The organism is Flavobacterium orientale (assembly GCF_014638005.1).
Lineage (GTDB): Bacteria > Bacteroidota > Bacteroidia > Flavobacteriales > Flavobacteriaceae > Flavobacterium > Flavobacterium orientale.
The window spans coordinates 181,608-200,305 of sequence record NZ_BMFG01000002.1 but is presented as its reverse complement, the minus strand read 5'-3'; the positions used below and the strand labels follow the sequence as shown (position 1 = coordinate 200,305).

The 18,698-nt window shown below is 37.2% G+C and carries 14 protein-coding genes and 1 tRNA gene; 10 read left to right on the top strand and 5 right to left on the bottom strand.

Annotated elements, in window-relative coordinates:
- Positions 1-37: 37 nt before the first annotated feature.
- On the top strand, positions 38-469 hold the full coding sequence (locus IEV15_RS03390) for a LexA family protein (protein WP_188361099.1): 432 nt from the start codon (positions 38-40) through the stop codon (positions 467-469).
- Between the two features lie 113 nt (positions 470-582).
- Here the strand turns inward: IEV15_RS03390 and IEV15_RS03385 are convergent, their stop codons facing one another.
- From IEV15_RS03385 to IEV15_RS03375, 3 genes are all read right to left on the bottom strand, one after another.
- Entirely contained in the window at positions 583-855 is a 273-nt protein-coding gene (locus IEV15_RS03385; protein ID WP_188361098.1) for a GIY-YIG nuclease family protein, read from the bottom strand.
- A 98-nt stretch (positions 856-953) separates the two neighbouring features.
- Positions 954-1,226, bottom strand: coding sequence for a GIY-YIG nuclease family protein (locus tag IEV15_RS03380; RefSeq protein WP_188361097.1), 273 nt, complete (start codon positions 1,224-1,226; stop codon positions 954-956).
- Between the two features lie 48 nt (positions 1,227-1,274).
- A tRNA-Leu gene (locus IEV15_RS03375) sits at positions 1,275-1,354 on the bottom strand.
- Between the two features lie 226 nt (positions 1,355-1,580).
- On the opposite strand from IEV15_RS03375, the gene IEV15_RS03370 reads away from it, so the two are divergent.
- The 4 genes from IEV15_RS03370 to IEV15_RS03355 all read left to right on the top strand — a co-directional run bounded on the left by IEV15_RS03370 (position 1,581) and on the right by IEV15_RS03355 (position 4,576).
- The gene (locus IEV15_RS03370; RefSeq protein ID WP_188361096.1) at positions 1,581-2,522 is read left to right on the top strand and encodes a ribose-phosphate pyrophosphokinase; all 942 of its coding nucleotides are present in this window, start codon (positions 1,581-1,583) and stop codon (positions 2,520-2,522) included.
- Between the two features lie 144 nt (positions 2,523-2,666).
- Positions 2,667-3,275 carry a 50S ribosomal protein L25/general stress protein Ctc gene (locus IEV15_RS03365; RefSeq protein WP_188361095.1) on the top strand — a complete coding sequence of 203 codons (609 nt, stop codon included), beginning with the start codon at positions 2,667-2,669 and terminating at the stop codon, positions 3,273-3,275.
- Between the two features lie 123 nt (positions 3,276-3,398).
- Positions 3,399-4,022 carry an aminoacyl-tRNA hydrolase gene (pth, locus tag IEV15_RS03360; RefSeq protein WP_188361094.1) on the top strand — a complete coding sequence of 208 codons (624 nt, stop codon included), beginning with the start codon at positions 3,399-3,401 and terminating at the stop codon, positions 4,020-4,022.
- Positions 4,023-4,060: 38 nt separating this feature from the next.
- Positions 4,061-4,576, top strand: coding sequence for a hypothetical protein (locus tag IEV15_RS03355; RefSeq protein ID WP_188361093.1), 516 nt, complete (start codon positions 4,061-4,063; stop codon positions 4,574-4,576).
- 52 nt (positions 4,577-4,628) lie between these two features.
- Here IEV15_RS03355 and IEV15_RS03350 read toward each other — a convergent pair whose 3' ends face one another.
- Positions 4,629-7,916 (bottom strand): zinc-dependent metalloprotease family protein, encoded by a 3,288-nt coding sequence (locus IEV15_RS03350; protein ID WP_188361092.1) that lies wholly within the window; start codon positions 7,914-7,916, stop codon positions 4,629-4,631.
- A 213-nt stretch (positions 7,917-8,129) separates the two neighbouring features.
- Between IEV15_RS03350 and IEV15_RS03345 the strand changes: the two genes are divergently transcribed.
- From IEV15_RS03345 to IEV15_RS03325, 5 genes are all read left to right on the top strand, one after another.
- A complete protein-coding gene (locus tag IEV15_RS03345) occupies positions 8,130-10,127 on the top strand; it encodes a M43 family zinc metalloprotease (RefSeq protein WP_229734086.1) in 1,998 nt (665 codons plus the stop codon).
- A 100-nt stretch (positions 10,128-10,227) separates the two neighbouring features.
- Complete coding sequence (locus tag IEV15_RS03340; RefSeq protein WP_188361090.1) at positions 10,228-11,160, top strand: bifunctional riboflavin kinase/FAD synthetase; 933 nt, start codon at positions 10,228-10,230, stop codon at positions 11,158-11,160.
- Positions 11,160-12,482 (top strand): HTTM domain-containing protein, encoded by a 1,323-nt coding sequence (locus IEV15_RS03335; RefSeq protein WP_188361089.1) that lies wholly within the window; start codon positions 11,160-11,162, stop codon positions 12,480-12,482. The genes IEV15_RS03340 and IEV15_RS03335 overlap by 1 nt, the downstream gene beginning before the upstream one ends.
- Positions 12,483-12,572: 90 nt before the next feature.
- Positions 12,573-13,655 (top strand): biotin synthase BioB, encoded by a 1,083-nt coding sequence (gene bioB, locus IEV15_RS03330; RefSeq protein WP_188361088.1) that lies wholly within the window; start codon positions 12,573-12,575, stop codon positions 13,653-13,655.
- Between the two features lie 206 nt (positions 13,656-13,861).
- Positions 13,862-14,731: a cupin-like domain-containing protein gene (locus tag IEV15_RS03325; protein ID WP_188361087.1), complete on the top strand. Its 870-nt coding sequence runs from the start codon at positions 13,862-13,864 to the stop codon at positions 14,729-14,731.
- A 21-nt stretch (positions 14,732-14,752) separates the two neighbouring features.
- Here IEV15_RS03325 and IEV15_RS03320 read toward each other — a convergent pair whose 3' ends face one another.
- Complete coding sequence (locus tag IEV15_RS03320) at positions 14,753-18,349, bottom strand: RemA C-terminal-like gliding motility protein (RefSeq protein ID WP_188361086.1); 3,597 nt, start codon at positions 18,347-18,349, stop codon at positions 14,753-14,755.
- Positions 18,350-18,698: the final 349 nt, after the last annotated feature.

The following is an 18,698-nucleotide window of genomic DNA, read 5'->3' as shown; positions in this document are numbered from 1 at the left end:
CTTTGTGACGTCTTAGCAAACTTTGCAGTTAAAAAATATGTCAAAAAATAAACTTACTTTTTTTCGTCCTGATTTAGATAATCCAATTGAACTTCCGTTTATAACAGCGGGAATCAAAGCCGGTTTTCCATCTCCTGCAGCCGATTTTGATGAAACCAAAATCAGTCTGGATGCCGTTTTAGTCAAAAATAGGGAAGCTACTTTTTATGCCAAAGCCTCCGGAACCTCCATGACGGGAGCCGGAATTGACGATGGTGACATTTTGGTTATCGACCGAAGTTTAGAGCCCCGAAACAACAAGGTGGCTATATGTTTGTTGGATGGTGAATTTACTGTAAAACGAATTAAAGTAAGCAGAGAAGAAATGTTTTTGATGCCGGAAAATAAAGCTTTTGAACCCATCAAAATCACAGATGAAAACCAATTAATCATTTGGGGAATTGTGACGTTTGTGGTGAAAAAAATATAGTAGAAAAGTAAAAATTCAGTTTTGTACCAAACAAAAAAAAACCTCCCATTTCTGAGAGGTTTTGTACCCGGAGTGGGAACCTGCCTGCCGACAGGCAGGTCGAACCCACACACCTAAGTACAAGTGTTTGAGTCATTATTTTTGAAATTATCCCTAATCCTTTTTAACTTCTCTTTTCCTATTCCAGATTTAAAATATTTTTCTCTTACTCGAGCTTCGGCTCGTGTTGCACATTCTTCAAAATAAATAAGCTGAAATGGTTTGTAGGGTTGTGTCGTTTTATTTTTTCCTGAATTATGTTCACAAAAACGTCTGTCTAAATTATCAGTCATGCCAACATAGATATAATTTCTTTCTAAACTTGATAAAGCATATACATAATACATAATTTTCAATTTAAAAATAAAAAAAACCTCCCATTTCTGAGAGGTTTTGTACCCGGAGTGGGAACCCGCCTGCCGACAGGCAGGTCGAACCCACACACCTAAGTACAAGTGTTTGGGTCATTATTTTTGAAATTATCCCTAATCCTTTTTAACTTCTCTTTTCCTATTCCAGATTTAAAATATTTTTCTCTTACTCGAGCTTCGGCTCGTGTTGCACATTCTTCAAAATAAATAAGCTGAAATGGTTTGTAGGGTTGTGTTGTTTTATTTTTTCCTGAATTATGTTCACAAAAACGTCTTTCTAAATTATCAGTCATGCCAACATAGATATAATTTCTTTCTAAACTTGATAAAGCATATACATAATACATAATTTTCAATTTAAAAATAAAAAAACCTCCCATTTCTGAGAGGTTTTGTACCCGGAGTGGGAATCGAACCCACACACCTAAGTACACGAGTTTGAGTCGTGCGCGTCTACCAATTCCGCCATCCGGGCAAGGATGCTTATTTGTGGGTGCAAATGTAAATAATTTTTTGACATACATTCAAGAAAAATGTGCAAAAATTGCTTTACAAGTTGATTTTTATTTCTAAATTTGCACCTCGTTTCGGCGACACACAACTAACTAACTACACCCGAGGCGTTTACATATGTTTTGTTTTAGTAGAATTCTGAAGCCGAATTGTATGGAGCGTAGCGGAGTAATAACAACGAATTAAAAATGTCACACAACGAACCGGAAGCAAAAATATTTGCTTGTTCACAAAGTGTCTATCTAGCGGAACAAATAGCTAAAAACTATGGCATCCCACTAGGTAAAGTTACGTTCTCACATTATAGTGATGGCGAATTTCAACCTTCTTACGAAGAGTCAATTCGTGGATTACGGGTTTTTATTGTTTGTTCCACTTTTCCAAGTGCAGATAATTTAATGGAGTTATTATTGATGATTGATGCTGCAAAAAGAGCATCAGCCCGACATATTACACCGGTTATTCCTTACTTTGGATGGGCAAGACAAGACAGAAAAGACAAACCAAGAGTACCGATTGGAGCAAAACTAGTAGCCAAATTACTAGAAACTGCCGGAGCTACCCGAATTATGACCATGGATTTACATGCCGATCAGATTCAAGGTTTCTTTGAAAAACCGGTTGACCACTTGTTTGCTTCCACCATTTTCTTGCCTTATGTAAAAGGTTTGAATTTGGAGAATTTGACAATCGCTTCACCCGATATGGGAGGCTCAAAAAGAGCTTATGCTTATTCTAAATTTTTAGAATCAGACGTAGTGATTTGTTACAAACAACGAAAAGTAGCCAATGTAATTGACACAATGGAACTAATCGGAGAGGTTAAAGGAAGAAATGTAATTTTGGTAGACGATATGATTGATACCGGAGGAACATTAGCAAAAGCAGCTGACCTAATGATTGAAAAAGGAGCTTTAAGTGTTCGTGCCATTTGTACGCATGCTATTTTATCCGGTGATGCTTACGAAAAAATTGAAAAATCGCAATTGAGCGAATTGATAGTTACCGATTCTATTCCGTTAAAGAAAGAATCAAACAAAATAAGAGTGGTGAGTTGTGCACCGCTTTTTGCAGAAGTAATGCAGATGGTACAACACAACAATTCCATTAGTGGAAAATTTTTAATGTAGGTTTTTGGATGGCGATGGGTAATCGGTGAAAGGTAATCAGTAATTTGGCATATAAAAATAACTGACAACCAACAACAGATAACCGACAACAGATAACAGACAACAGACAACGAATTTTTATTTATTAACTATATATTATTTACAATGAAATCGATTACGATTAAAGGATCAGAAAGAGAAAGCGTAGGCAAAAAGGCAACGAAGGCCTTACGTGATGCTGGAATGGTTCCTTGCGTTATTTACGGAGGAGATCAACCAGTACATTTTACTGCAGAAGAAAAAGCATTTAAAAACTTGGTTTACACTCCAAACGCACACACAGTAGTGATTGAATTGGAAAATGGTAAAAAAGCAGATGCTATTCTTCAAGACATTCAAGTACACCCGGTGTCTGACAAAATTTTACACGTTGACTTTTACCAATTAAAAGACGACAAAGAAATCACAATGGAAATTCCTGTAAAAGTTACAGGTACTTCTCCAGGTGTTCTTGCCGGTGGTGTATTGCGTTTAAACCAACGTCGTTTAAAAGTAAAAGCATTACCAAAAAACCTTCCTGACTTTGTAGAAGCGAACATCTCTGAATTAGAAATGGGTAACAAATTATATGTAACCAAATTGGTTGCCAATAATTTCAAATTAATTCACCCTGACAACACTGTTGTTGCTCAAGTGAGAATCTCTCGTGCAGCTATGAAAGCCGCTCAAGAAGCTGCAAAAGCAGAAAAAGGTGGAGCAAAAAAGAAAAAATAATTTCATTTTTAGCAATACAAAAAGCATCGGTTTACGCCGGTGCTTTTTTTATGCTAACTATTTCGCTTTTAACCTTGACAAACTAATTAAAGTTGACAATAGAAACTTTTGTACTTTTGCATCATGAGCAATTGGATTACCTCTTTTTTTAAATCTTCTAAAACCGCTACACCATCGGATATGAAAAAATTCTTAATTGTCGGACTAGGGAACATCGGTGCCGACTATGTAAATACACGCCATAATATAGGTTTTAAAATTGTTGAATTTTTAGCTAAAAAAGAACTCGTCCCTTTTGAAACCGTAAAACTGGGTGAAATTGCACAATTCAAAACAAAAGGAAGAACTGTGTTGCTTCTTAAACCAAACACTTACATGAATCTTAGTGGAAAAGCGGTTCATTATTGGATGGAGAAAGAAAATATAGCCAAGGAAAATGTTTTGATTATAACCGATGATTTGAATTTAAGTTTTGGAACAATTCGAATTAAAGCCAAAGGGAGCGACGGAGGACACAATGGCTTAAAAAGCATTCAAAGTAGTCTTGGCACAACGGAATATCCTCGGTTTCGATTTGGAATCAGTGATGCCTTCAAAAAAGGAAGACAAGTAGATTATGTTTTAGGAGAATGGGACGAACAAGAAAAAAATCTTTTGCCCGAACGCTTAACAATAGCCTCAGATGTTATACACTCTTTTGTATTAGCAGGTTTACAAAACACAATGAATGATTTTAATGGAAAATAAAATGGCATTACTTTTGACTTCTTCAAAAAAATAACATCATGAAAAAACTACTTTTGACCTCCTTGCTGGTGAGCCTGTTAAGCTGTAAAAGCACAAATACCTGTGCTATTGAGAACAAAGACATTGTTTTTGAAAAATGTCCTGAAGACGGAACATGTACCCTTGTAGTATTAAAAAATAAAAAACTAAATGTACTTTCCGACGATTTAGGTAGTTTATACTTTTCTCTTAGTGATAATGAAGCCACTCATGTTTTTCATTATCAATACAAACGAAATGTACCGGAAGATGTTCAAGACGGCCAACATATTGAGGAAGTATATTTTGAAATTAACGCTAATGAAACCAACTTAACAATTGAAAACGAAGCGTTACAACAAACAAAAATGATTTTTGGAAGACATTGTTATTGCAAAGGTCAAGCCGGTTTTTTTAAAGTAAATTCAGGTACACTTCAAGTTAAAAAAACAACAGCTGGTTTTGAAATACAGAGTACCTTTATTAGTAAGGAAGTGCCTCAAATTATAAGTTCATTTTCGGGAACTGCAAAATAAAAAAAGGGTTGAAATAAAACATTTCAACCCTTTTACTTTTATATAACGGCTATTATTCTATAATAATTCGTTTTACTTCTTTAGCATTTCCTGACTTAACTGAAACTAAATAAACACCTGTTTGAACATTTTGTAATTGAATAGTTTCATCCATCGCACCTACAGTATTATAAGTAGCGTCAAACAAAATTCTTCCTCTCATGTCATAAACGGATACATCAACAGGTTCTCCGTTCGTATTATCCATTTGCAAGGTAAACGTTCCATTGCTTGGATTCGGATACAAATTAAAATCAAACACTTTAGTGTCTTCAATTGACAAAGGTGCATTAATGCTACAAATAGTCAAACTCCAATTAACTATAGCTCCCCCATCTTGATCAAATACGTCTTGAACTTGCAATGTCCACAACCCTTGTGAATTTTGATTATTGAAAGCACTTAATGGTTGTTCCGGTAAAATCACCCCTGATAAAGCAGGATTAGGTGCTGTTTGACACACTGCTACAGCCCCTCCATCATCAAAAGTTGCCGAAACATTTTGAAAGGCCGGATTACTCACGCACTCTCTATTCATTAATTGAACTTGAGTTCCGGTTGGACTGATAAGCGTTACAATCAAATCATTCATCCAGGTATGTGTTAATTGTAAATTAACCGTAACTTTTTGAATGGTTACGTTTTGATTTGTAGGTATCGTAAGTGTAGAAGATACAGTTGCTGCTGTTACAGGAATAGCAACCGGTACATTTGTGGAAGCAATAGTACCGCAAAAAATAGTGCTAAATGAGGAGGCTGTTGTATAATTACCCGCACAGGCAACATTTTTTGGTCTAACCCTCCAATATAGTGTTGTTGAACTAGTAACACTTGAAGCCGTATAACTTGCAGAGGCAGAAGTACCGGTTTCTATAATATTGGTAAAATTAGAATCAGTTGCAATTTGTATGTCATATCCTGTTGCTCCGGCTGAACTTGTCCATGAAAATGGAACATTACTAGGATTTACTCCTGTTGCACCATTTGCAGGTGACTGTAAAACAACGGGTCCGAATCCTCCCTCAGCTAAATTAAGATAAAAATTCACCGTTCTGGTTTGAGCTCCTGAAGTGGCTGTAACCGCTAATGTATAAAAACCAATAGGAGTCAATGCGGTTGTTTCTACTTGCATGGTAACTGTTCCATTAGCCGATAAAGTGTTAGGTGTAAATGTAACCGTTGAACCTGTTGGTTGACCCGTTACACTAAAAGTAGTAGGCGTTGAATAGCCTCCAAAAGTAGTATATGGAAAAGTATAAGTTATTGTATTTCCTCTACACTCTGATTTGTTCTGCTCTCCTGCTACTCCTGAAAAACCAATTGCCATTGAACTTGGTGCCGCTGTAATGTTGAAATTTACATTTGACACATCATAAAAAACATTGCCATGTCCCATAACCATGATGCGATTTAAGGACCCAACCGTGTTTGGCACAGTGATAATTTCAGAGCCGTCATTTGGCACTTGACTTGCCAATAAAATAGGGAAATTAAATCCTGCATTTGTAGACAGATAGATATCAACAAGTGGTGTATTCACTCCGTTTGCAGTTGTTCCCGCTACGTTCCATGTTACTGTTTGGTTAGAACCGGCCGGCCATGAAACTAGAGTGTTGGGTGCTGTAACAACAAATGGACCTGCAGCTGCGGTTGTGGTTATAGTGTTATTTGCTCTTGCCGTTTGTCCGCCGTTTGGAGTTCTATTATCACGAACAGTAACTGCAAAATTTAAATTTCTTGAAACTGACGGCACCACTTCCCATGTTGAATCTGTTGCTCCTGTTAAAACCGTTGGCAAAGCAGGAAAATAACGGGCTCCGGATGTTGTTGGTGGTAACGACCTAAAATTAGGTCCTTCTGTGTTTATAGTCAGTGGTGGCTGTTGCGAAACCTGATTGTCAATCTGTTCCCAACAATAGGTCAATGCATCATTGTTAGCATCTGTAGCTACAGCTGTAAGCACAAACGGTGTACTGATAGGTATCGTGTAATTCGATAACGGTTGAATTACCGGAGCCGCATTGTTGTTACCTATATTATCTGAACAATTTCCGGTGCCGGCAACGAAATTATCCATTTGAGCCATACTTACGGCATGAAAATGAGCATCAGAATTATTTTGAACATTAGGTGCACAAATACCGGCATAACCCATAATGGTACTTGCACTACCCGGTTCTACAGCCGTTGCTGCAGTGCGTTGACAGCTATTATTTTGAGTGTGTGTTGCTCCAAATTGATGTCCCATTTCATGAGCTACATAATCAACATCAAAAGGATCTCCAACAGGTGCAAAAGAACCTGTTACACCTCTTGCCTTATTCACCGTACATGGTGAGTTTAAAGAGGCTATTCCTCCGCCACCTGTACTAAATACGTGACCAATGTCATATTCTGAAAAACCAATAGCGTTATCTATAACCTCCTGAATTTGATTAATCATACTACTCGTATTCGATAACGTATCTGGATTTTCAGGATTTATAAAGATAATCGCCGTATTGAAAGGAATAATTTGCATCGTTAATGACATATCTCTCTCGAAAATTCCATTTACTCGGTTCATGGTAACATTCATCGCCGCCAAAACAGCATTCTGACGTTGTGCAAGTGTACCACCAGCCAGACCTGCTTGATTGATATGAAACTGGGAATATTCTACTGTTGAAGCTAAAGCCAATCGATAGGTTCTGAATATCCCTGTATTACTTTCAATCGACTGTGCGTTTTTTGGTGAAAAATATGCCACTTCAGGCATTCTTTCCTCAACATCTTCAACCATACACTCAAAAAGCCTATCGGTTTGTGCGGCACTTTTAAAATAAACCACATAGTTAGCTCTATCTGTCGTGTAAGGATCAATAAACGTAGTTCCTTCACTAGACAAAATCATACCATGAAATCCAAAAACAGTAGTACTGAATCGAATCACTGCAGTACGATCAGTTGTGCTAAATCCTACATATGATTTGATGTCCTGAAATTGATTGGCTAAGTCAGGATGCAAAATAGAGGCTTCATAAACTCTAAATTCTTGTATTTCACCTTTCGCATTCGGAAAAGGCAACAATAATGTCGAGTTTGCAGAGGCATGCATACGATTTGGTGCACCCGTTAATTGTGACTTCAATGTGTTTAAATCCATTGAATAAACATCATAAGATGTTAATGTTGATGATCTTTCTACTTTTTCTAAAATAGAAAACCGATTCTCATCAGTCTGCATCCATAAATTTTCTTGTGAAAATGCTGCGGTACAAGCAAAGAGAAATACTGTGATCTGGAGTAATAGTCTTTTCATTTTGATGATATTAATTACTACAAATATATATTTTATGATATCCTCTTCAAAAGAAAATAAGCTAAAAATTCACAATAATTAAAAAATACCACATTATTCTTAAAAAAAGTGTTTTATTGAAGTTAATTTTAGGCTGTTTTAAAAAAAAAAGTATTTTTGCGAAAATTTTATTTGATGTTTAAAAATACTTTCGTATGCCTAGCTTTTTTATGCTTGGGTATAAACTCCGTAACTGCACAAAGAGAAGTTCAATCAAAACCCACATTTTTTGGCAAAGAAATTTCAGCCGATAAAATATCTCCGGAAGGATACATAAGATGTTTAACTGATGAATATGAAGAGTTTCAGAGAAATCAAAACGCAAGAGCTAATTCTAAAGAAGCATTTGAAGCCGCTCTTGAATTAAAAATTCAAGAATATAAAGCCCAACAAGCTGTAAGTTCACAATCCGGAAGCATCATCACAATTCCGGTTGTGGTTCACGTAATTCACAACGGACAGCCCGTAGGTGTGGCCCCTAACATTACAGACAGTCAAATTGAATCTCAGATTACGGTGTTAAACCAAGATTTCAGAAGAATTACCGGAACACCCGGCTTTAACAACAATCCTGCTGGTGCAGATACGCAGATTCAATTTGCTCTCGCTAAAGTTGATCCTAACGGAAATCCAACAAATGGTATTGATAGAGTGAACCTTTGTAAAACTGCATGGCAGATTGGAAATATCACCAATGGCGAAGTGAATACTATTGTAAAACCGGCAACCATTTGGGACCCTACACAATACCTCAACATGTGGGTAGTAAACTTTGTAGAAAATGATGTATTGGGTTTTGCTCAATTTCCTGACGGATCAGGTCTGCCGGGTCTTAATACAAATGGTGGTTTAGCAACTACTGACGGTGTTGTTGCCAACTATAACTTTTTTGGAAGTATTGCTTTCAACGATGGTAGTTTCTTACTAAGTGCTCCCTACAACAGAGGTCGCACCATGACTCATGAAGTAGGCCACTGGTTAGGATTACGTCATATCTGGGGAGATGGTGGCTGTGGTGTAGATGATTTTTGTGTAGACACGCCTTTATCTGATGCTCCCAATTTTGGTTGTGCAATTGGTCATGTCTCTTGTACGTCAACTGATATGGTAGAAAATTATATGGACTATTCCGATGATTTATGCATGAACATTTTTACCCAAAACCAAAAAGACAGAATGGTAGTAATTATGAACAATGCAGCAAGAAGAGCTTCGCTTAAGACCTCAACAAAAGACGTTGCAATTCCACTGTTCGCTATTGATGCAGAAGTGAAAATTGAAAACAGTTGTGAAACCGGAGGATGCGGCACCGGAACCAACAAAGTAGTATTACTCTATAACCGTGGTACTTCTAATTTAACTGCGGCAACTCTAAACTACAACTTTAATGGCGGCACTAACCAAGTAGTTAATTGGACAGGAAATTTATTGAGCAATAAATTTGCAACTATAACTTTACCAAATTCTACTGCCCAAGGGCTGCTTACTGTTACAGTAGCAACGGCAAACAACACAACAGATCAACGAGTTTCCAACAATACCGCTACTAAAAACTTTGAAGGAGAACTTATTCAAAACTACGCATCCAATTTAATCAATTTCCGTTTACAATTAGATAATTATGGTTCTGATATAACTTGGACACTTAAAAACGGATTGGGTAACACTTTATATTTCGGAGGTCCGTATCTTGATACGGATCCTAATCTAGGCCCTTTAATTCAACAGCAATGGAACCTTCCAAATAACGATTGTTATACTTTTCAAATAAATGATGTTTTTGGCGATGGTATCTGCTGTGCTTGGGGTGATGGTTATTACGATATCAAAACTCCTGAGGAAATTGTTATTGCCAGTGGTGGTGATTTTGGTGATGGAGAAAGCAAAACTTTTGCCATTAATCTATTAAGCAATGATAGTTTTGACTCGCTACAAGGCATCACATTATATCCAAACCCAACGAAAGATGTTTTAAATATCAAAATTGACGGCATGAATGGGTTCCCTGAAAGCTTAACCATTTATAATGCTTTAGGACAAGTTGTTGAAAACAAAACTATCAGCACAGAGGCCAACCTTTCAGTGAATACTTCCGGTTATACAACAGGTGTCTATTTTGTTAAAATAACAAAAGACAACGAAAGCAAAACGCTTCAGTTTATCAAAAACTAAGAAGTATGTAGTAATTATACCCAAAAGGAGGATTGAATTGCAATCCTCCTTTTTTTTTACACACAGAAATACTAAATTTGTGCATCTTAAGTCACCTCGTTTGAAACTATTCCATTCTATACAAAAATTCACATCCAAAAAGCAAACCATCGTAACCCTTGGAACTTTTGACGGAGTACATTTAGGTCACAGAAAAATCATTGACCGATTAGTTGCCACAGCCAAACAAGAATCCTGTGAGAGTGTAATCCTTACTTTTTTCCCTCATCCCAGAATGGTTTTACAAGACGGATCTTCTGTAAAACTATTGAATACTATGGATGAAAAAGCACAACTTTTGGAACAATTAGAAGTGGACAATCTAATCATACATCCTTTTGATCAAGAATTTTCAAGATTAACAGCCGAAGAATTTGTAGAAGAAGTACTGGTAAAACAGCTCAATTTAAAAAAAATAATCATTGGTTACGACCATCGGTTTGGTAGAAACAGAACCGCAAATATTGATGACTTAAAAGAATTTGGCAAACAATTTAATTTTGAAGTGGAAGAAATTTCCGCTCAAGAAATTGATGATGTTGCCGTGAGTTCTACCAAAATCAGAAATGCTTTAGAAGAAGGCAATATCCCATTGGCCAACTCCTACTTAAGCTATCCCTATTTCTTAACAGGATTGGTAACCAAAGGAAAAAGTATTGGCAGAACCATCGATTTCCCAACAGCAAATTTAGACTTAAAAGACAACCATAAACTAATTCCTAAAAAAGGGGTTTATATTGTTTCTTCAACACACAAAGAAGCACTTGTATTTGGAATGATGAATATTGGTTACAATCCAACGGTTAAAGGAGATAAAAAAACCATTGAAGTACACTTTTTTAACTTTAATGAAGACCTTTACAATCAAAAAATTCAAATCGCTATTTTGAATCGAATACGCGACGAAATTAAATTTGATACCTTAGACCAATTAAAAACCCAATTGGAATCCGATAAAAAAACAGCCATGGCGTGGCTTGAAATACAAGACTAATGAAAAACCTTTGGAATCCTATAGATAATGCTCCACTAATTGTGTTCAGAATCTTTTTCGGATTTCTGATTGCTGCAGAGTCTTTTGGTGCCATACTCACAGGATGGGTTCGAAAAGTTTTAGTACAACCCGAATTTACTTTTTCTCATATTGGCTTTGAATGGTTACAACCACTACCCGGTTTTGGCATGTATGGTTATTTTTCCGTAATGGGAACCATGGGTATTGCCGTAATGTTAGGCTACAAATACCGCTGGAGCCTGGGAATCTTTACGTTGCTGTGGACAGGCGTTTATCTCATGCAAAAAGAAGCCTACAACAACCACTATTATTTACTGATTCTGGTGTGCATTATCATGCTTTTTTTACCCGCAAACAGAGCCGTTTCAATCGATGCCAAACAAAATCCAAAAATCAAAACGAATTACATGCCAAAGTTTGTTTTGGCAGTAATGATTACGCAAATGGCCATCGTTTATGGTTTTGCTACTATCGCCAAATTTTATCCTGATTGGTTGGATGGTACATTTACTCGAAATTTATTTCAACCGCACAAAAATTTTCCCTTCTTTGGAGCTGTCTTTTCCTCAGAATGGTTTCCACTATTTATAGCCTACTCAGGTATTTTATTTGATGGCTTAATTATCCCCGCCTTACTATGGAAAAAAACCAGAACAATTGCTTTTATCGCATCACTGATTTTTCACTTGTTTAATGCGGTCACACTTCAAATTGGTATTTTCCCCTTTTTTGCTCTTAGTTTTGTTGTGTTTTTTTATCCCCCTGAAAAAATTAGAAAACTGTTTTTCAGAAACCAAAATCCCGTTCCTGATACGGCTCTCAATCTAAAACCGGCAAAACCAATTTTACTTTTCTTTATTCTCTTTTTCACCCTACAACTGGTATTGCCCATTCGGCATTGGTTCATAAAAGGAGATGTGTTGTGGACAGAAGAAGGCCATCGTTTAAGTTGGCGAATGATGCTACGACAACGAAATGGCACCATCACCTATCGCATTGTGGACAAACAAACCAAAGAACAATGGATGTATCCACACCAAAGCAAAGTGACTTTCAAACAATACAGTTTACTCAACAAACCCGATGGCATTTGGCAATATGCACAACGCATAAAAAAAGAATATGAAGCTCAAGGCAAAGACATTTCCATCTTTATTGATTCCAGAGTGAGTGTCAACAACAAACCTTACCTCATGTTTGTTGACCCTGCAGTTGATTTTGCCCAAGCAAAATGGAATTATTTTTCACATAACAACTGGATCATTCGCTATGATTCTCAGGGCAATCCAATCGAAAAATAAGGAAGTAAACACCTCTTGTGAATATCTTCTGAGTTGCTAATTAAAATGCTTTACCTAAAATATGTATTTTTGATTATCTAAAATTTGACTATGACACCATCCAGAAACAATTGGACTAAAGAAGAAATCATGGCTATCTATCAAAAGCCAATGATGGATTTACTATATGAAGCGGCAACCATTCACAGAGAACGCCACGACCCTAATGTGGTTCAGGTTTCCACCTTATTATCCATTAAAACCGGTGGCTGTCCCGAAGATTGCGGCTATTGTCCGCAAGCGGCCCGTTACCACACCAATGTAGAAGGCAACGATTTAATGTCGGTGCAACAAGTAAAAGCTCAAGCCCTTCGTGCAAAATCATCAGGTTCTTCTCGTGTTTGTATGGGAGCTGCCTGGCGAAATGTAAAAGACGGCCCTGAGTTTGACCAAGTATTGGAAATGGTGCGAACACTCAACAAGCTCGACATGGAAGTTTGTTGTACGTTAGGAATGCTTACCGAAAACCAAGCCCTGCGTTTGGCAGAAGCCGGTTTATATGCCTACAACCACAACTTAGATTCTTCTGAAGAATATTATAAAGAAGTCATTTCAACACGGGCTTTTGATGATCGTTTGAAAACCATTGAAAATGTAAGAAAAACCAATGTCACCGTTTGTAGTGGTGGTATTATTGGAATGGGTGAAAGCCTCGAAGACAGAGCCGGAATGTTAGTCGCTCTTTCCACCTTAAACCCACAACCGGAATCGGTGCCAATCAACGCTTTAGTGGCTGTTGAAGGAACACCTTTGGAAGACCAAAAACCAATTGAAATTTGGGACATGATTCGAATGGTAGCTACCACAAGAATTGTAATGCCCGAAACACAAGTGCGTCTTTCTGCAGGAAGAACAGAAATGAGTCGCGAAGGACAAGCGTTGTGCTTCTTTGCGGGAGCCAACTCCATTTTTGCCGGTGATAAATTACTCACCACGCCAAATCCTGATGTAAACGACGACATGAAAATGTTTGAATTATTAGGCCTGGTTCCACAAAAACCGTTTGTAAAAATGGAACAACCCAAAACAGTAGAAGCCGAAGATTCCCAATGGCAAGCCTTAGGGGAAAAACCCAAATGGTCTCGACCCGGTCACATAATCGAACGCAACAAAGAAGCGTCACTCAAAAAATAAACACCAAATCCTTCTTGATTTACAAGAAGGATTTTTTTTGATAATACCATACATTTCGCCTTGAAAGCATGCTAAATAGAACTCCATTTTAGTGTTACATTTCTACTATAATTTTAACTAAGCTTTCGTAGTTTTATTAAAAAAACGTTTATTAATTTTGTTTGAGTTATCTAGCTTTCTCAAAATAAAATTAGTAGTTTATAATTATGGCATTACATCTTATTGAAATTGAACGCTTAAAAAGCATAACTAAAACCGACTTTTATAACAACTATGTAAAAAAACAAAAACCGGTTGTTATTGAGCAATTAACAGCAGATTGGCCGGCCTATTCTAAATGGCACCTTAATTATATTAAAGAAGTTGCCGGTGATAAAATCGTTCCTTTATATGACGACCGACCGGTTTCGCACAAAGACGGATTCAATGAAGCTCATGCCAAAATGAAAATGTCAGACTATGTAGATTTACTACTTTCAAAACCTACCAACTACAGAATATTTCTTTATAATTTAATGAAAGAAGTGCCTGTTTTAAAGCATGATTTTAAATGGCCTAACATCGGTTTGCGATTAGTGAAACAATTACCCATGCTTTTCTTTGGCGGTGAGAATGCTAAAGTTTTTATGCATTATGATATTGATTATTCCAATATACTCCACTTCCATTTTCATGGCAAGAAAAAATGCCTACTTTTTCCTCCCGACCAAACACCTTATTTATATAAAGTCCCTCACGCCTTAATTTCCAGAGAAGATATTGATTTTGACAATCCTGATTATCAAAAATGGCCGGCTCTTAAAAATGCAGAAGGCTTGGTTTGCGAATTAAATCACGGCGAAATGCTATACATGCCCGAAGGCTACTGGCATTACATGACCTATCTTACTCCCGGATTTTCCATGAGTTTGCGTGCTTTTCCTCGAAGAGTTTCCAATCTGTTCCGAGCGGCTTATAATGTTTTTATCATGCGACACTATGACAATTTTATGCGAAGACAAAAAGGCCAAGCTTGGATTGATTATAAAAATGAAGAAGCGATCAAACGCACCCATAAAAAGTTGGGTATTACTTAAATGAAAGAAATTGGCAGCCAACTAATGAATTACTTTTTCGGTAACCACTTTGCCACTTTCCAATTCCACACGTACCAAAAGTACTTGGTTTTGTTTCTGCAATGACATAATGGAAATCGCATTGGACAAACTGGCATTTTGTTTGTAGAGTTGTTTTCCTAAAACATCATACACAACTACCTCTTTCATATTTTCTGTAGCTGATTTTACGTGAATCCCATCGTTACTAAAAATCAAAACATTTACCTCATCATCAAAGTTAGGTACTGTTAATTCCGGTTCGTTCACAAAACGAATCCGGAATCTGGCATCAGATACACCGGCTGTTGTTGCAAAAGAATAAGCCCCCAATTTTAAATTATGAACTACATTGAGCAATTGGTCTTCCAAATAAATGGTTTGCGAACCTTCAAACAAGCCATCAAAAGCATCCAATACAATTTGATAAGTGCCGCTTGTTGTTGTTTTAATTCCTAGAGGAATAATTTCGGAAGTAGTAAAAGGCAAGCTCCTCCCTTGAATCCCTAATTTTTTACCTTCAACTATTGAATAAATAGGATTAGGACTAATTGACAAACTGTTTCCATCATACAATCTGTCGAGTCCGTTGGTAGCTCCGTCAACATAGCCTAAAAGTAGTTGACAATAGGAATTAGTACCTCGTAAACTCAACCAGAAGCGGTGTTTTTCTATTGTCCCTAAAGAAGCAGTATTGGTTTGATTAATAGGTGAAGCCGTTCTGAAAAATTGTTCATTCCCATCGGTGGTTCGCATGCTGTTGGCAAACACAATAGTCCCGGGTTGTTTAATTTCTGCAAAAAAACCTTGACCCGAAGCAATACTTCCATCCGGAATTAATTCCGAAGGATTACTGCTATCATTTGGAGCTTGTGTTCCGGTAGCTCCGGTTAAATTCCAAGAGGCATAATCGGCTTGTTGATAGGGCCCAATTCCGGGATAAGGTGTTGTAGAGGTCCAAAAATATAAGGTACCCCCCAATTTATTGTTGCCGGGATAGCGTAAGAAGGTTTCCGCATCAATCGCTCCGGGATACGGATTTGCCAATAAAGCAGTATTGGCCGGAATGTTATCTGTCAAATTTAATGGGGTCACCGTCACAAATTGCAAACCGTTATTGGCAGTTCCTTTAAATTCAAAAGGAATACTGATTTGAGCATTTGGATTACCTGCATCAATCACTTTTACGCGAGTGATAAAACCTTCACCGTTTTTAGTTTCAGCCAATGGTACCCATGTAGCATTTACCCCGGATTGCCAATAGTATTTTTTATCAAATGCAATGGGAATTTGCGTAAAAACGTCTTCAACAATGGGTTTACCCCAATACACATAATCCCATTTTCGCATCATTCGGGTATTTTTCAACAATTCAATATAAGGCTTTTTTAAATCAACTTTTTCACATACTTGTATAAAATTTCCTTGTGGGGCAATGGACAACTTACCCGTTCCAAAAGTTTCTGCATCATTAAAAGCTTTGATAAAAGTGTTGTTGGGTATTGTAACTGTGATTGCATTTTGTATAGTGATGGAATTTACTTCCAACCCCAAAGGAGATGCGGTGTAATCGCCGGTAAAGATGACATTCGAACCTCGGTTTGGAGCTGCATCCCAACCCAAACCATCCCAAGTTCGAGTGTTGGTGTCACCAATCGTTATTTTGGTAGTATAAAAATAATCGTTAGAAGAAATAGTTTGATTAGGCCGTTTCGGGTTTAAAATTACATCTGTGGAAGTATTCAATAAAAACTTTAAATCTTCATTAATATCTCGTATATAACGATAACTGGAGGTGTCATTACAATCACCCGTAGTAGAAACAGCCGCTAAATTAGCAATAGCAAACCGATACGTTCCTATACAATCCGGAAAATTAATCTGCGTATCCAAAGCAGCTCCAATATTTTGAAACTTTTGCTTGCGGGTCATACCATTTAGAATACCATCATAAGTCCCGTTGCCTGTTGAATTTCCGGTTCCGGTATCTTCTAAAAACGACAAATTGGATGCTCTGATAAATTTTTCATTAATGTCAGAATCAAAATAGGCTCCCGCAGGTGGCAAAGGAAAATCATTTGGAGTAGGATCACTGCCGTCGTCGTCGTCATAAATAGAATACCAAACCGAACATTCACAAACTTGGTGCTCGTTTCGCGAATATATTTTTTGTTCAGCTCCCAATTTGAATACCAAACCAGGTTGAAAGGTGCCTAAATTGGCGGGTAAATCAGGATTCGAACTGCCATTGGCTCCATCTAAATTATAAAAAGTAGTAACATCATTCAAATTGATAAAAGCATAGCTCTCAAAAATATTGCTGTGTGTTTTGACTTGAATTCTCGCTTTATAATTTTGACCAAAATTAGACCAAAAAAACTCAGTGTTATCGGAACGCCTAGCTTGAAAATATACTTCTAAAACATAAATTCCTTCTTGTGAGGGCATTGCAATTGTGGTATTACCCTCCAAAGATTCATGCTTAATATCACCACTATTACATACAGTATTAGGTGCCGATAACGAAATAGATGTAAATGTACCCGTTGGAAAACCATCCAAATACATCCGATAAAAAAGACGTTGATTGGACCAAGCGGCTCCACCATATGAAATGATATTTCCGCCTAAGTTGATGGTGCTTTCCGGTTCCACTCGTGCCACCTCCACATTTTCCCAATTGGAAGTAACACCCGGGTCACAAGCTAAATTCGTATCTACATTATAATAACGGGTAGCAGTCCAATCGACTGTTCGCAAATACACTTTAGCAGAAAAAAGACCGGCCACATTACTGTCATATTGATAATTCGAATAGTTGTTATTATTCAAGTTAATGGTTCGCAATGGAGCATCAGAACCATTTGCAGCAGGACCGGTTGCCGAACCTACGGTGCCATCACCTGAAGTAAAAACATAATATTTAATGTTCGTACCGTTTGCCATGGCAGGAATGGTCGCTACATAATCCGTTCCGGAACTAAAGGTCATTTTTTGAACTACCGAATTGTTCCAGTCATCATTAACGGCATATCGTAAATACGCGGCCTGACCCGGGTTAAACAAGCCATCGGTAGTAGCTGTGATGGTTACCGCTGTAGTTGGCAAAACAACTTGAGGCACCTGCGTTACTGCTGTTACTGTTCGAATGTCTCCTTGCACTTCAAACAACACAAACCTTCCCGTTGGGTCGGTACCTCCATCTAGTGTTTTAAAAACATAATTATAGGAAGCATTCGGCACATTAACATACATTGCACCTACTACTACACATGAAGCATTTAAGTTGTAGGTTAGATTTGGACTAACCGCATCATCTGAACCCGGCGTGATGGTCAGTTGCTTCGTTGTACCGCTCCAATCTACGCCAAATCGAAAATATTGATGCCCAGTATTGTTGGCCGTTGTGGTTCGGATAAAAGTCCCGTTATCACTATTGCCCATAAAAGAAAAATCAGTATTTCCTGAAGGACAACTTCCACCTCCCCAACCACTTGAAAATCCCGTACCAACAACTGCATTTTGTGAAAACACACCAATGGCTCCCACTAAAAAAAGTAGTAACAGTGTTTTATGAGGTATGTGTTTTGTAAACTCCAAATTTTTAACCTTTTAGGAATTTTAAATTTACAAAATAGATACATACCGTCTTAACAAAAATGCACCGAAAACGTTTTCGTGTCGATAACTTTTTGTGTTTTTACCAGTATTTAGATACTATACTGAAGATTTGTCAATTTAGTAGCAATAACCACACTAATTAAAAGGCATCGTGTTTCAATAAATCCTACAAATTAGTGGATGCCTTTTTTCTAAACAATTGTAGTACAGCGAATTCATTCCAAAAAAAATCGTTTGTTCCAATCTAATAGAACAAACGATTTTAGTATAATAAACAATTTAAACCTGTAAACTCTTAAACAATTTAAACCCTTAATCTTTTAAACTC